The 14,027-nt window shown below is 52.6% G+C and carries 15 protein-coding genes; 7 read left to right on the top strand and 8 right to left on the bottom strand.

Annotated elements, in window-relative coordinates; all coding sequences use genetic code 11:
• Position 1 precedes the first annotated feature (1 nt).
• Positions 2-1,282: an amino-acid N-acetyltransferase gene (gene argA / locus HMY34_RS11915; protein WP_202715704.1), complete on the top strand. Its 1,281-nt coding sequence runs from the start codon at positions 2-4 to the stop codon at positions 1,280-1,282.
• Between the two features lie 100 nt (positions 1,283-1,382).
• The gene (locus HMY34_RS11910; RefSeq protein ID WP_202715703.1) at positions 1,383-2,213 is read left to right on the top strand and encodes a glycosyltransferase family 32 protein; all 831 of its coding nucleotides are present in this window, start codon (positions 1,383-1,385) and stop codon (positions 2,211-2,213) included.
• On the opposite strand, the gene HMY34_RS11905 is transcribed toward HMY34_RS11910, so the two are convergent.
• Both HMY34_RS11905 and HMY34_RS20635 read right to left on the bottom strand, forming a co-directional pair.
• Positions 2,140-3,684, bottom strand: coding sequence for an AmpG family muropeptide MFS transporter (locus tag HMY34_RS11905; protein ID WP_202715702.1), 1,545 nt, complete (start codon positions 3,682-3,684; stop codon positions 2,140-2,142). The two genes, HMY34_RS11910 and HMY34_RS11905, sit on opposite strands and share 74 nt — an antisense overlap.
• A gap of 553 nt (positions 3,685-4,237) precedes the next feature.
• Positions 4,238-4,858 (bottom strand): hypothetical protein, encoded by a 621-nt coding sequence (locus tag HMY34_RS20635; RefSeq protein WP_503663874.1) that lies wholly within the window; start codon positions 4,856-4,858, stop codon positions 4,238-4,240.
• Positions 4,859-5,507: 649 nt separating this feature from the next.
• Between HMY34_RS20635 and HMY34_RS20495 the strand changes: the two genes are divergently transcribed.
• From HMY34_RS20495 to HMY34_RS11870, 5 genes are all read left to right on the top strand, one after another.
• Entirely contained in the window at positions 5,508-6,371 is an 864-nt protein-coding gene (locus tag HMY34_RS20495; protein WP_323127441.1) for a hypothetical protein, read from the top strand.
• A gap of 3 nt (positions 6,372-6,374) precedes the next feature.
• Positions 6,375-6,854: a hypothetical protein gene (locus HMY34_RS20220; RefSeq protein ID WP_228287840.1), complete on the top strand. Its 480-nt coding sequence runs from the start codon at positions 6,375-6,377 to the stop codon at positions 6,852-6,854.
• A 17-nt stretch (positions 6,855-6,871) separates the two neighbouring features.
• A complete protein-coding gene (locus HMY34_RS20215) occupies positions 6,872-7,189 on the top strand; it encodes a hypothetical protein (protein ID WP_228287839.1) in 318 nt (105 codons plus the stop codon).
• Positions 7,190-7,324: 135 nt separating this feature from the next.
• Complete coding sequence (locus HMY34_RS11875; protein ID WP_202715701.1) at positions 7,325-8,437, top strand: glycosyltransferase; 1,113 nt, start codon at positions 7,325-7,327, stop codon at positions 8,435-8,437.
• Positions 8,438-8,471: 34 nt separating this feature from the next.
• Positions 8,472-8,777 (top strand): DUF2288 domain-containing protein, encoded by a 306-nt coding sequence (locus tag HMY34_RS11870; RefSeq protein WP_202715700.1) that lies wholly within the window; start codon positions 8,472-8,474, stop codon positions 8,775-8,777.
• 54 nt (positions 8,778-8,831) lie between these two features.
• Here the strand turns inward: HMY34_RS11870 and HMY34_RS11865 are convergent, their stop codons facing one another.
• From HMY34_RS11865 to HMY34_RS11840, 6 genes are all read right to left on the bottom strand, one after another.
• Positions 8,832-9,560, bottom strand: a complete 729-nt coding sequence (locus tag HMY34_RS11865; RefSeq protein WP_202715699.1) for a rhodanese-like domain-containing protein — start codon at positions 9,558-9,560, stop codon at positions 8,832-8,834.
• Between the two features lie 46 nt (positions 9,561-9,606).
• Complete coding sequence (locus HMY34_RS11860) at positions 9,607-9,891, bottom strand: hypothetical protein (protein WP_202715698.1); 285 nt, start codon at positions 9,889-9,891, stop codon at positions 9,607-9,609.
• A 164-nt stretch (positions 9,892-10,055) separates the two neighbouring features.
• Entirely contained in the window at positions 10,056-10,739 is a 684-nt protein-coding gene (locus tag HMY34_RS11855; RefSeq protein ID WP_202715697.1) for an acyltransferase, read from the bottom strand.
• A 32-nt stretch (positions 10,740-10,771) separates the two neighbouring features.
• Positions 10,772-11,953 carry an SDR family oxidoreductase gene (locus HMY34_RS11850; RefSeq protein ID WP_202715696.1) on the bottom strand — a complete coding sequence of 394 codons (1,182 nt, stop codon included), beginning with the start codon at positions 11,951-11,953 and terminating at the stop codon, positions 10,772-10,774.
• A gap of 35 nt (positions 11,954-11,988) precedes the next feature.
• On the bottom strand, positions 11,989-12,279 hold the full coding sequence (locus HMY34_RS11845) for a phosphopantetheine-binding protein (protein WP_202715695.1): 291 nt from the start codon (positions 12,277-12,279) through the stop codon (positions 11,989-11,991).
• A gap of 6 nt (positions 12,280-12,285) precedes the next feature.
• Positions 12,286-13,953 carry an HAD-IIIC family phosphatase gene (locus tag HMY34_RS11840; protein WP_202715694.1) on the bottom strand — a complete coding sequence of 556 codons (1,668 nt, stop codon included), beginning with the start codon at positions 13,951-13,953 and terminating at the stop codon, positions 12,286-12,288.
• Positions 13,954-14,027 lie beyond the last annotated feature (74 nt).

Below are 14,027 nucleotides of genomic sequence, written 5' to 3'. Positions count from 1 at the left end.
GATGAGGTCAGCACCTAGCCCGCACAGCGTCACGTTTTTCCGCGAAGCCGCGCCCTATATTCACAACCATCGCGGCAAAACCTTCGTGATCGCGTTTGCGGGTGAAGTGATTGCCACGCCACGCTTTCGGCAAATTGTGCAAGATCTCGCCATTATTTCCAGCCTCGGCGCACGGCTGGTGTTAGTGCATGGCACGCGCCCGCAAATTGATGAACGCTTGCACCGCACTAATACGCCGATTCGTTTGCACAAAGGTATTCGCATTACTGACAGCACTTCGTTGCTCGCGGCGCAGGAAGCCATTGGTTTTTTGCGCATCCGCATCGAAAATTTGCTGACTCATGCCCTCAATCAACCATCGCTGAATAATGAAGGCTTGGGGATTGTTTCCGGCAATTACATCACGGCACGTCCACTCGGCATTTGCGATGGCATCGACTACGGCTACAGCGGACAAGTGCGCAAAATCAACCACACGTTGATGCAACAACAACTCGATTCCGACAATATCGTGCTGCTCTCGCCGATGGGTTATTCGCCGACGGGCGAAGCCTACAATTTGCGTTACGAGCAAGTTGCGGTTGCTGCCACCCAAGCGATTCAAGCGGACAAACTGATTTTCCTCAGCCACCAACCGCTGAATTTGCCGCACGAACTCACCCTTGAGGAAGCCAAAGCGAGCTTGCCCTACAACCCGCTGCTACCCGCCGTGATTGAAGCCTCCGAAAACCAAGTGGAACGCATCCACCTACTGGATGCCGAGATTGATGGCGCATTGCTGCTGGAATTGTATACCCGCGACGGCGTGGGCAGCATGATTGCCGCCGAACAATTTGAGCGCTTGCGAGCGGCAACGATTGAAGACATTAGCGGCATTATGGAACTGATTCGCCCGCTGGAAGAACGCGGCATTTTGATCAAACGTTCCCGCGAACAACTCGAACTGGAAATCGACAACTTCCACATTATCCTCCGCGACCGCGACGTGATTGCGTGCGTGGCTTTGTATGATACTGATGATGCACAAGTCGCCGAACTCGCCTGCCTTGCCGTTAGCCAGCAAGATCGTGGCGGCAATCGCGGCGATAAACTCCTCAAACACGTTGCACAACTCGCGAAAACGCAAGGTAAAAACCGTTTGCTAGTGCTGACGACACAGACAACGGATTGGTTTCGGGAACGCGGCTTTGAGAAAGGCAGCGTGGATGCACTGCCTGCCAATAAGAAATCGCTGTACAACTACCAACGTAATTCGCAGATTTTGTTCAAGACTATCAGCTAGTAAGCAAACTGTTAACGCTCGTCCCCCCAATGCTATACGCAAGCCTACTGCTGGCATAAGTTGTTGTTAACTTGATGTCTTAGAAACACGAGGGACAGCTATGCTAGACCAACCAATGATACCTAAACTTGCGATGCAAGCACGGATTCCCCGCGTTATTCACCAAACGTATTACACCAAAACCGCGTTGCCGCCACCGCTACAAGAAAATACCTGCCGGATTCAGCAACTCAACCCTGATTGGGAATACCGCCTTTACGACGATGCGGATATTGAAACCTTTATTCTGCAACACTACGGGGAAGACTTGCTCAACATCTACCAACGCATCGACACCGCTTACGGTGCGGCGCGGGCGGATCTGTTTCGGTATTTGTTGATTTATGCCGTGGGTGGGGTCTATCTCGACATGAAAAGCACCATCACCCGCCCGCTCGATGCGGTATTGTTACCCGACGACCGTTACATCCTTTCCAAATGGGATGACGACAACTACTACGGCTGGGGGCTACACCCGGAACTTGCGGGAATTGAGCGCGGTGAATTTCAGCAATGGCATGTGATAGGCGTTGCCGGACACCCTTTCCTGCAAGCGGTCATCCAACAAGTGCTCCACAATATTTTACACTACGACCCCCATACCGTTGGCGTCGGGTTCAAAGGCGTGATTCGCACCACGGGGCCGATACCCTATACCTTGAGCATTGAAGCGCTCCGACCATTTCACCCCTACCGTCAAGTCGAAATCGAACGAGATTTGGGCATTATCTACAGCATATACGACTCTCAGAGCACTGACCGCAACCAGAATCATCGCCACATTTCCAAAAAACACTACACCGAATTAGACATCCGGGTCATTGCTCCACCTGCAAATGCTTACCCGCCGCCCATACCAACCATAGAACGGGAATCCCGATCAGGGTGGTAAACGTGAAAAAGCCGGGGTAGCCAATATTATCCACAATCGTGCCGGAATACCCGCCAATGGTTTTCGGCAACAAGGTCATCAACGAGCTAAAAATCGCGTACTGCACCGCCGTAAACGACACGCTAGTCAGTGACGACAAAAACGCCACGAATGCCGCACTTGCAAACCCCGCTGCCAAATTATCCGCCGTCACAGCGGTATACATCACCGTCACGTCATGCCCCACATACGCCAGCCACACGAACACCAAATTCGTAAACGCAGTCAAAATCGCCCCCAACATCAAGGTACGCATCACCCCATAACGGGTCGCAAACAGCCCGCCCATGAAACCACCCGCAATACTCACCACCACCCCAAAAGTTTTCACCGCCGTCGCAATTTCCGGCTTACTAAACCCCAGATCCTGGTAAAACACATTAGAAATCACACCGGGGACAATATCGGTAATCCGATACAAACCAATCAATGCTAACAATAAAAACGCCGTGCGCACCCCGTAGCGGCGGAAAAAATCCGCAATCGGTGCAATCCACGTATCCCGTGCCATCACCTTATTGGCTGCACCAAGCCGCACCAACACCCACCCAACCAACAATCCCAGCGCCAGCCCGCTCAATAAATGCAACGCTTCCAAACCAAAACCGACAAACGCATCATCAAACCGTTCCTGCCACACGCCAAACATGCCCTTGGTATACGCAAATACCAACACAAATCCCGCCACACCTGCCGCAAATACCAACACCAAGCGCAGATAATCCAGCGCCGCATAATGGTAACGATCCGCCTGCTTTTGCTCCGGTTCGGGAATCACCAACGTTGTCACCACGCCGACCAACATCGTCGCCGCCATTGCCCAATACGTCCACTGCCAAGCCGTGTACACATAATGTTCTTTTTCCGACCCCAGCCAAGACGCCAAAAACAACGCGCCCGCGCCCGCCACAATCATCCCCAGCCGATAACCCGCGATATAAGTCGAAGACATCATCGCCTGCAAGCGTGTTTCCGCCGCCTCAATCCGGTACGCATCAATCACCACATCCTGCGTTGCCGATGAAAAACCCAGCAACACCGCCGCCCACGCCATTAACACCAAGTGATCTTGCCCCAAAGACGGGTCGATATTGCCCATCAACACAATCGCCAAAATAATCAACGCCTGCGCGACCAACAACCACGCCCGCCGTTTCCCCAACCATGCGGTTAAAAAAGGCAATGGCAATTTGTCGATTAACGGTGCCCACACAAATTTGAACGAATACCCCAACGCCGCCCAACTGAAGAATGTCACCGCTTTGCGCTCCACCCCCGCTTCGCCCAACCATAACGACAAGGAAGAAAAGATCAGCAAGATCGGAATCCCTGCCGAAAATCCTAGGAACAACATCGTGATAACGCGCGGATGCAGAAACGCCTGCAACGCTTCAGCCCAGCTCAACGGCTTGGCAGGAGAGGATTCAATCATGAGGCAGCGACCTTCTGAGGTGATGGATTAATGCTTAAGACCGCATCATCAACGAATCATTCGCCCTTGTAAACGTTCAAACAACACCTGCATTTGCACCGCTCGTAAGCGAGTTTGCAACTTTCATCCCTCCTGCCATCACGAACCAAAAAAGCTTGACACATACTCCAGAACATCGCGCAACGCACCACAACCCCAAAGCAGAGCGCAACAAAATTTATTCTGCGTGAAACAGAAACAGGACGTCTGATATGGATTTTCTGGCACGTCTGTTGACCCTGAACCACTCAGGCTGTTGCACACGGAATAATAAAAAGCGGCTGAAATGACTTCAGCCACGATTAGTAAAGGCAAAGGAGCAAATAAATGTCCAATCTCACCCCTCTCAATGGCACTAGCAATCACTCAGTGATTAGCGGCAGCTATGGCAGCAACAATACCAATTCGACTTCTGGTTCAGGCACATCTACCTCATCCATGACAGGTGGCTCAAGTGCATTACCCGGACTAAGCGGTAATACCAATCAATTATTTATGCAACTACTGCAAATGATCATGCAGTTGCTGCAACAAATGCAAAGCGGCGAGCAAGGCAGCCAAGGCAACCAAGGTGGTCAAGGCAGCCAAGGTGGTAGTGGTTGTTCTTGTGATGGTTCAACTGGGACTGGCGGTACAGGTTCTGGCACTGGAACTGGCGGTACAGGCTCTGGCACTGGAACTGGCGGTACAGGCTCTGGCACTGGAACTGGCGGTACAGGTTCTGGCACTGGCGGCACAGGTTCTGGCACTGGGACTGGCGGCACAGGTTCTGGCACTGGGACGGGCGGCACAGGTTCTGGCACTGGAACTGGCGGTACAGGTTCTGGCACTGGGACGGGCGGTACAGGTTCTGGCACTGGGACGGGCGGTACAGGTTCTGGCACTGGGACGGGCGGTACAGGTTCTGGCACTGGGACGGGCGGTACAGGTTCTGGCACTGGGACGGGCGGTACAGGTTCTGGCACTGGGACGGGCGGTACAGGTTCTGGCACTGGCGGCACAGGTTCTGGCACTGGGACGGGCGGCACAGGTTCTGGCACTGGGACTGGCGGCGTAAATGGCGATCATGACAATGGTCGCGGTCATGGACGTGGACGTGGACGCGGGCGTGGTCATTACGGCCCTCGTGGTCCACAAGGTGCAACCGGCAGCACTGGTGCTACCGGCAACACTGGCGCAGCAGGCGCGACCGGTAATACTGGTGCGACTGGCGCTACTGGCAACACTGGCGCAGCAGGCGCGACCGGTAATACTGGTGCGACTGGCGCTACCGGTAATACTGGTGCGACCGGCGCTACCGGCAACACTGGCGCAGCAGGCGCGACCGGTAATACTGGTGCGACCGGCGCGACCGGCAACACTGGCGCAGCAGGCGCCACCGGTAATACTGGTGCGACCGGCGCGACCGGCAACACTGGCGCAGCAGGCGCCACCGGTAATACTGGTGCGACCGGCGCTACTGGCAACACTGGCGCAGCAGGCGCCACCGGTAATACTGGTGCGACCGGCGCGACCGGCAACACTGGCGCAGCAGGCGCGACCGGTAATACTGGTGCGACCGGCGCTACTGGCAACACTGGCGCAGCAGGCGCCACCGGTAATACTGGTGCGACTGGCGCTACTGGCAACACTGGCGCAGCAGGCGCGACCGGTAATACTGGTGCGACTGGCGCGACCGGTAATACTGGTGCGCGGCGCCGGACACTGGCGCAGGCGCGACCGGTAATACTGGTGCGACCGGCGCTACCGGCAACACTGGCGCAGCAGGCGCACCGGTAATACTGGTGCGACCGGCGCTACCGGCAACACTGGCGCAGCAGGCGCGACCGGTAATACTGGTGCGACCGGCGCTACTGGCAACACTGGCGCAGCAGGCGCCACCGGTAATACTGGTGCGACCGGCGCGACCGGCAACACTGGCGCAGCAGGCGCCACCGGTAATACTGGTGCGACCGGCGCGACCGGCAACACTGGCGCAGCAGGCGCCACCGGTAATACTGGTGCGACCGGCGCGACCGGCAACACTGGCGCAGCAGGCGCCACCGGTAATACTGGTGCGACCGGCGCTACTGGCAACACTGGCGCAGCAGGCGCGACCGGTAATACTGGTGCGACTGGCGCTACTGGCAACACTGGCGCAGCAGGCGCGACCGGTAATACTGGTGCGACTGGCGCTACCGGCAACACTGGCGCAGCAGGCGCGACCGGTAATACTGGTGCGACCGGCGCTACTGGCAACACTGGCGCAGCAGGCGCCACCGGTAATACTGGTGCGACCGGCGCTACTGGCAACACTGGCGCAGCAGGCGCGACCGGTAATACTGGTGCGACCGGCGCTACTGGCAACACTGGCGCAGCAGGCGCCACCGGTAATACTGGTGCGACCGGCGCTACCGGCAACACTGGCGCAGCAGGCGCGACCGGTAATACTGGTGCGACCGGCGCTACCGGCAACACTGGCGCAGCAGGTGCTACCGGTAATACTGGTGCAACTGGCGCTACTGGCAACACTGGCGCAGCAGGCGCGACCGGTGCGACTGGTTCTAGCGGCTCAAACGGTCAAGGCTTCTTCGATTGGTTCAAAGACACTATCGGTGATTTTGATGGAAGCGGCAGCACTGACCAGAATGACGTCCGCGCATGGCTGAAGGGTGACACTGGCGCGACCGGTGCAACAGGTGCTCAAGGCGCAACAGGTAACACTGGTGCGACCGGCGCGACTGGTAACACTGGTGCAGCAGGCGCGACTGGTAACACTGGTGCGACCGGCGCTACCGGTAACACTGGTGCGACTGGTAACACTGGTGCTCAAGGTGCAACAGGTAACACTGGTGCGACTGGCGCGACTGGTAACACTGGTGCAGCAGGCGCGACTGGTAACACTGGTGCGACTGGCGCAACAGGTAACACTGGTGCTCAAGGTGCAACAGGTAACACTGGTGCGACCGGCGCGACTGGTAACACTGGTGCAGCAGGCGCGACTGGTAACACTGGTGCAACTGGCGCAACAGGTAACACTGGTGCGACTGGCGCGACTGGTAACACTGGTGCGACTGGCGCAACAGGTGCTACCGGCGCAACAGGTGCTACCGGCGCAACGGGTGGAACTAGCAACCCAATGCCGCCGATGATCACTCCAGGAACACACATGGGTACCACTACTGGTGGTCAATCTGTCAAATTCATGGATTGGACAAGCACTACCGACACCACTGGTACACTCTGGAAGAGTATCAACGGTACAGGTGACATTTCCCTGACTGGCCTGCACAAACTGGCTGACGGCACACTCGTCGCTACCGGCGGTAAAGAGTACGTTAATGGTCAGTGGAGAACATTAGGTGATGCCAACGGTGACGGTTACGTCTTCAAAGTCAGCCCTCAAAATGCGAATGGAACATTCAATTTTGAAGTTGACCGCGCGGCTAACTGTGGCCTGCAAGTTCTGAAAGGAACACTCAACTAATGTCCGCACGATAATCCGCAAGGTTTATCCCTGAGAAAGGGGGAGTTCTTCCCCCTTTCTTTTACTCAAAAATGCCAAGACATCTCAAATCTTCTGAAATAAAACCACCTGTTAAACAATAACCAAGAGGTGTAAATGATGTTCACATCACCCAGCATTTGCTTAAACATGATCGTCAAAAATGAAAGCAAAGTTATTACCCGCTGCCTCGACAGTGTTAAAGACAAAATCGACTACTGGGTAATCAGCGACACCGGCTCAACGGATGGAACCCAACAAATCATCCGCGACTATTTTGCACAACACAATATTGACGGCATTCTCATAGAAAATGAATGGCGTGACTTTGCTCACAACCGCAATATTGCACTCGAACACGCCAAAGATAAGGCCGATTACATCCTGATTATGGATGCCGACGACTGCCTGATCGCCGCCGATGATTTCCAATTCGGCAATCTCACTGCTGACGGCTACAACCTCAACATACGTTACAAAGAACTCAAGTATGCCAATTTCAAACTGATTCGCGCCAGCCTTCCATGGAAATGGCAAGGTGTCTTACATGAATACTTGGAAACGAATACCCCATTCACCACCGAAATTTTGCAAGGCGACTATTTCATTCGCGCCTCCACTGAAGGAGCAAGAAGTAACGACCCCAACAAATACCTAAATGATGCAAAGGTCTTAATCAAAGCCTTGCAAGATGAACCCAACAACACCCGCTACCGTTTCTATCTGGCACAAAGTTACCGCGATGCCGGTGATATTAAAGCCGCCATTGAAAACTACCAACAACGTGCCGCCATGGTTGGCTGGGAAGAAGAAGCGTGGTATTCGCTATTTGAAATTGCTCGTCTTAAAGAACAAGGCAATTACCCACCAGAAGACATTATAAATACCTATTTAATAGCCCATGAAAACCGCCCACAACGCGCCGAAAGTCTATACCATCTGGCACGTTACTTACGCACACACAACCGCTTTGCACTCGCTTACCCCTACGCATTAGCGGCTGCACACACCCCGCTTCCCAACGACATCCTATTCGTACTGCCTGATATTTACCGCTGGAAAGCCAAAGACGAACTCGCCGTCATTGCTTACTGGCTAACGCATTATCAAGCGTGCATGGACTTGTGTGATAATCTATTATCAGACCCCGAATTACCGGCTGAAGAACGTGCACGGATACAGCAAAATCTCCAATTTGCCGCAGATAAGCTGACCACACCTATCAGCTAATCCTAACCCTGTACGGACATGGAAAACCTGACCAATGGAAGACTCACTCCCACTGCGCGACCGCCTCAATTTAGAAACTGCCCGTATTAGCTGGCCTGAGTTGGAGCGCTATTTTGCTAGTGGCAAAGTCATTCACGTGATTGCCGCGCTTGACCTCGTTGAAGTGGCCACCACCCTCGCAGAAGATAACACCCACAAACTGCAACAATGGTTGCAAAATCAGCAAGTTGAACAGCTTCGCGATGAAATCGCTATCGACTGGGCAAACCGCCACCCTGATAATCTATGGGCAGTCGTGGTGGCTCCATGGGTTTTGGTTCAAGAGCGTTTAAGCGCCTAAATATAAAAAGCCAGCAGAAGCTGGCTTTTTATTATTCCGATCAAACTGACGTGCTTATTTTGCAGCGACAGGTTTAACCGTCGTCAAACCAAGAATCGCCCAATCTTGCATCCCACCGCGATACCATTTGAGTTTATCCGCTGGATAGCCAAACTTCAGCAAGGTCTTAATATTGGTTGGAGACTGACCACACCACATACCATTACAGAACATCACCAGAGTTTTAGCCTCGGAATAATCAAATACTTTACTAACCGCGTCGCCACCAGCAGCGACTGCTTCGTCCACCGCAAGCGCGTCAGCGTCTTTAGCCAATTTCGCACCGAATTGCTCAGTGAGGATTTTAATAATGTCATCGGTACTCGCGCCTTTATCGGGTGCTAAATTTTCCCAAGGCAGGTTGACTGCACCGGGGATCGTACCCTTTTCAACCCAGTCGGCAGTACGGGAGTCAACAACCAAAATACTGGCATCGCCACCGCTCATCTTTTCAAGATAATCCAACATGCCCATTTCGGCGATGGTTTCAACACCTTTCGCAATGGTATCAGGCTGGATGCAGAATGGCGGGCAAGGACGTGATGTCTTGGCGAAGTCATCAACCACTACTGCTTTATTGTCTTGATCGCGCTTGATTTCTACCGACTCACCGCCGTGTTTGACGGTAACGCTCATTTTTTCTGCGGTAATGCCCACAGGTTTAGCATCTTCCGCCAACAATACGTTGGATACGCTCAAACCTGCCATTAAAGCAACCGTACCAAATAATTTAGTTAATTTCATGCCTATCCTCCAGTTAATAGATTTTATAATAAATGTGCGCACAAACCTAATTGCAGTCAGGCTCATCACCGCCTGCGGCTTTTTTCTCCTCTTTAGGTTTAGCGTCAGTCGAAACGGCTGCTTCACCTTCCGCTTTCTTTTCGCCACCGGCAGCGGGTGCAGCAGCTTGATCAGTTTTCGTCGTTGGCGCAGGTGTCTCAACTTGTTCGGTCACGGCGGGTTTAACAACCTCCGCTTCGGTTGCTGAGGTTGCCGCTTTCTCTTCTGCTTGAGCAGAAAAATAGAACAAAGATAATGTGGCGATTGTTACCAATAAGAATAGTTTTTTCACAATTTTCATCCTAAGCACAATGATGCTTGCCGTTTTTACAAGGTGGGGTATGTTTAACAGAAACGATTTCCATACACAAGAAATCGTTTCTAATCAAAACTTTATAATATAATTAATTACTAATTTGAATTGATGACTGGTAATTACGGTGTAACTTTACTTTTTTATGATTGTTTTTCAGTTTCAGTAACAGGAAAGCGTTCTCTCACTTTACGTGCCGGATTTCCTGATACAAAACTGTTGGCCTTGATCGGACTCATCACAATGGAATAAGGCGCAACAAAGCATTCATCTTCGATAGTGACAGCGGGCAAAATCACTGCACCCAAACCAATCCCCACATTATTGCCAATCACAATAGGGGCGGATAACTGCGCCAATTCCCCGCCCCAACTGTAACAAACGCGCCGTTCTGGATTAGCCGAATCTGTCGGCAAGTTAGTAAGTGAGTAAATTTTTGCCCCAGAACCCGTACCACAATCATTCCCAATCTGCACCCCGCCATGCGCCTGAATCAATGAAAACGGCGTAATATGCACATTACTCCCCACATGCAACTCACCAATTTCATGCTGATAATTCGGATTTTCCAGCACTTTCGCACCTTGCTCTAAGGACACTTTACCCGCCATTAAGATGCAATAACGGTCAATCCACACGTTATCGCCTAGGTGAATATCCCTAGCGCCCTGAATAATCACGCCCTCATCAATGACAAGGTTTTTTCCACAACTGCCAAAACGACGGCTGTAATACCAAGAACGTACAGTACGCCCCGCCGAACCACCCAGCGGGCGAATCATGCTTCTCAGCAAGTTATCGAAAAATAATGCAATCGACTTCAACATGAATCATCCTTTTCTAATCGCTATGGGAAAAATCAAGACATCACCTGCCCGCCGTTGACGCGAATGGTTTCGCCCGTCAAATAGTCGGATTGACGCGAAGCAAGGAAAGCCACAACGCCCGCCACATCATCGGGCTTGGCAATGCGCCGCAGAGGGACACGAGCCGCCGCCATTAAGCGGATACGTTCCGGCACTTCCGCCAATTGCGCGGTATCGGTCATACCGGGAGCAACCATATTCACGCGAATCCCTTTGGGGGACAGCTCAATCGCCAACGCATGACTAAAGCCATCCAACGCGGCTTTCGCGGTAATAAACGGCAACAAATTCCCCATCGGCGCTTCGATCAATTGCGCACTGATGTGGATAATTTTACCGTAATTTGCCACTTCCATTTGCGGCGTCACATGGCGCACGACATGGAACGCACCTTGTAACGCGGTCTGTAAGTGCGCCTCAAAATCTTTCCACTGCACATCTTCCCAGCGAATCGCTGCCATCGGAGCCGTGGTGCAATTGACCAGTACCGTAATATTGCCCAAATGCCGCTGCACATAATGCGCCATATTCGCAACAGCGGTTTCGTTGCGAATATCCGCCGCCACCATCACCGCTTTTTGCCCGGTTGCTTCAACATCGCGCAGCACAGCTTCCGCATTCGCTACTTGCGTGAAATAGTGAACCGCCACATCAAAACCGGCTGCTGCCAAGTGACGGCATACCGCGCCGCCAATGCCGCCCGAACCGCCCACGACTAATGCCACCGGACGCGGGGGTTCTGGCTCGATACTGGGATCATCCTCGATTTCCACGACTTTAATTTTCGCCACGCCAGTGGTGACTTTTTGACGGTGTTGATTAAAAATGTCCGTCTGCAATTCAATAACTTGCATTCGATCAATTTTACGCAACACCTCGGCGCGAACTGTCAGAGTATCGCCCACCCGCACCGGCAACAGGAATTCGAGATTTTGGGCGAACCACAACGCGCCATCGCCCGGCAAGCGCGTGCCGATAATGGTGGAGATAAACGATACCCCCAACATGCCGTGCGCCACCGGCTTTTTGAAACTGGTACGGGCAGCGTAAGTGGGGTCAACGTGCAAGCGATTATCGTCGCCGCTCAATTCCACAAAACGTTCCAGATCTTTATCTGTTACGACATGTTCCAGTTCGGCAACCTGCCCAACCAGAATTTCATCAAAACGCGCCATGCCCGCCCCTTCTGCTGCTCAATGACATTATGAGATTAATAATAGCTAAACAAACCATCATCAGCCGGTGCTGACGTTTCATTCTCACACTTGTATAAAGTCAGCGCCACAATATCTGCCGCCGTTTCCAACTGAGCAAACTCTTCTTCGGTATAGCGAATATTGAATTCTTCTTCTAACAGCAGCAAGATTTCCACCTGCTTGAGTGAATCCCAATCCTTGCGTCCGCTCATGCTTAACCATACGCCCTCATCAGCGGCAACCGGCTTACCCAAAATAGCGACCAGCGCCTGCTTCAGGGTATCCTTAATTTTTTGTGAATCCATGTTTTGTTATTCCTCAATTAATCGGACGCTTTGTACAGGCGTGAACTGTTCAAGGGTTTGTCTGGGGATACCGTTCAGCCCTTCTTGAACGGCATCGGGCGCTACTTGCAAATGCCCTGCCAACCATGCCTGCGCAGGCTGATTACGCGGGCCGTGTTGCACACGGAAACACACTTGTTCGCAGGTTTGAAACTGCGGCAAATTGCGAATCGTCCACAACACAATGGTGTCTTCCAATTGTCGCCCTAAAGCGCGGCAACTGATGCATAATTCCTCAATTATGAGCAAATCACCATGACGCTCAGCCACAATAACCGCAATGATACCACTATCCGATAAACGGTCTTTCAATTGCACGCAAGCGACAGCGGAATTTTCACTGTTATAGCGCTCGGTCAACTCGGACAAACTAAACCGGCGCATCGCCAAATTAAACTGGTTGGTTTTCTTACACAAATCAGCCAAACGCGACAAATGTTCTTGCGGTGCATGGTTAAACACCAGCGTCACCTGCAAATTACGCAAATATTCTTCGGGGTCGGTCACTTCCGTCAGCAACGATTCGCGTAAAGCATTGGCTTTCATATCTTGATTGCGCTTCACGTCATCAGCGGTCACTTTCCAACGCCACAATGCAGGGTAATGTTCAAGCGCTCGACGGGTCAATTCAGCATTTTCGTGCGCATGAATCGCGTGTACTTGGGGTAATTGGCTGGTCACTGCGACGAGTTCGCCGAGATTATCATCCACGAATAACACCGCGTCAGGGGAAATCCGCAACGCTTGCGCTACCCGTGCAATCGCACTGGCTTTATCGCCCCACGACACTTCGGTTGCCGCGAAATCGTCCCATTTCAGTGGGAAATCGTCGCGTTGTGCAAACAGATCTTCCACATCCACCCGTTCATTGCGTGAAACGAGTGCGAGGAAAATACCTTTTTGCTGCAACGCTTTGACGGATTCTTGCAAGGCTTTGTGCTGCGGGGTTAAGGCCACCCCGTGAATCCCGTCTTCACCCAAAATACCTTGGTGCAAGGTATTATCCAAATCCAAGGCCAATGCCTTAATCGGTGGCGATAACGCCGCTGGCAACCAATGGCAAGCCAATTTACGTGCCAATAACGGCTGTGCCGCATTGCTAACCGGTGAGCCGGTTGCCACGGCAATGCGCATATCCAGCAATTCCACCCTCGCTTCGGCGCACACGCTGCCAATATCCGCAAAGTAAATATCCGGCAAAGTATCGACCAGCGCCTGCATCTGCTGGTGTTGTTCCGCGTTTTGCAACCAAGTCGCCACAATAATCGGCACGTTTGACGCAGCACGCAATACGCTCAAGCGCGTCAACAGCCATTCACTCCACGCCGCAAAATCGGTGTTCGCCAAATAACGGCTGCTATCCAGCCACAACAATTCCAGATCGGCGGCTTCGCGCCCAGCAAACATCAAGGAATCGTCATAATCGCCGAAGTTAAACGCCACTTGCCAACGCCCAAACGCAAAATACGGTTGCGCCAAACTCACAATGGATTCTAAGGCGTGATTACGCCAAACATTCACGCTGACCGACCGATTTTGCTCAGCCCCTAAACTCAGTTGCTGTAAAGATAAACGGGTAGGACGCGCCGTAAACAAGGTCGGCTGACTTTCCATCCGTTTGATAATTAAAGACATCTCAGGAATCATCACATCCCGCTCCAGACAAATTTCATCAAGTATTGACACTTTTTAACATACATACCGCTACC

Origin of the sequence: Thiothrix subterranea (assembly GCF_016772315.1) — a bacterium.
GTDB classification, from domain to species: Bacteria; Pseudomonadota; Gammaproteobacteria; order Thiotrichales; family Thiotrichaceae; genus Thiothrix; species Thiothrix subterranea.
The sequence above is the reverse complement of the archived record's forward strand: the minus strand, read 5'-3'. Positions and strand labels throughout refer to the sequence as shown.

Coding starts and splice junctions, on each gene's coding strand:
- HMY34_RS11870 (WP_202715700.1), top strand. CDS start 8,472: ATGGAAGACTCACTCCCACTGCGCGACCGCCTCAATTTAGAAACTGCC.
- argA (WP_202715704.1), top strand. CDS start 2: ATGAGGTCAGCACCTAGCCCGCACAGCGTCACGTTTTTCCGCGAAGCC.
- HMY34_RS11910 (WP_202715703.1), top strand. CDS start 1,383: ATGCTAGACCAACCAATGATACCTAAACTTGCGATGCAAGCACGGATT.
- HMY34_RS11905 (WP_202715702.1), bottom strand. CDS start 3,684: ATGATTGAATCCTCTCCTGCCAAGCCGTTGAGCTGGGCTGAAGCGTTG.
- HMY34_RS11855 (WP_202715697.1), bottom strand. CDS start 10,739: ATGTTGAAGTCGATTGCATTATTTTTCGATAACTTGCTGAGAAGCATG.
- HMY34_RS11875 (WP_202715701.1), top strand. CDS start 7,325: ATGATGTTCACATCACCCAGCATTTGCTTAAACATGATCGTCAAAAAT.
- HMY34_RS11845 (WP_202715695.1), bottom strand. CDS start 12,279: ATGGATTCACAAAAAATTAAGGATACCCTGAAGCAGGCGCTGGTCGCT.
- HMY34_RS20215 (WP_228287839.1), top strand. CDS start 6,872: ATGGGTACCACTACTGGTGGTCAATCTGTCAAATTCATGGATTGGACA.
- HMY34_RS11865 (WP_202715699.1), bottom strand. CDS start 9,560: ATGAAATTAACTAAATTATTTGGTACGGTTGCTTTAATGGCAGGTTTG.
- HMY34_RS11850 (WP_202715696.1), bottom strand. CDS start 11,953: ATGGCGCGTTTTGATGAAATTCTGGTTGGGCAGGTTGCCGAACTGGAA.
- HMY34_RS11840 (WP_202715694.1), bottom strand. CDS start 13,953: ATGTCTTTAATTATCAAACGGATGGAAAGTCAGCCGACCTTGTTTACG.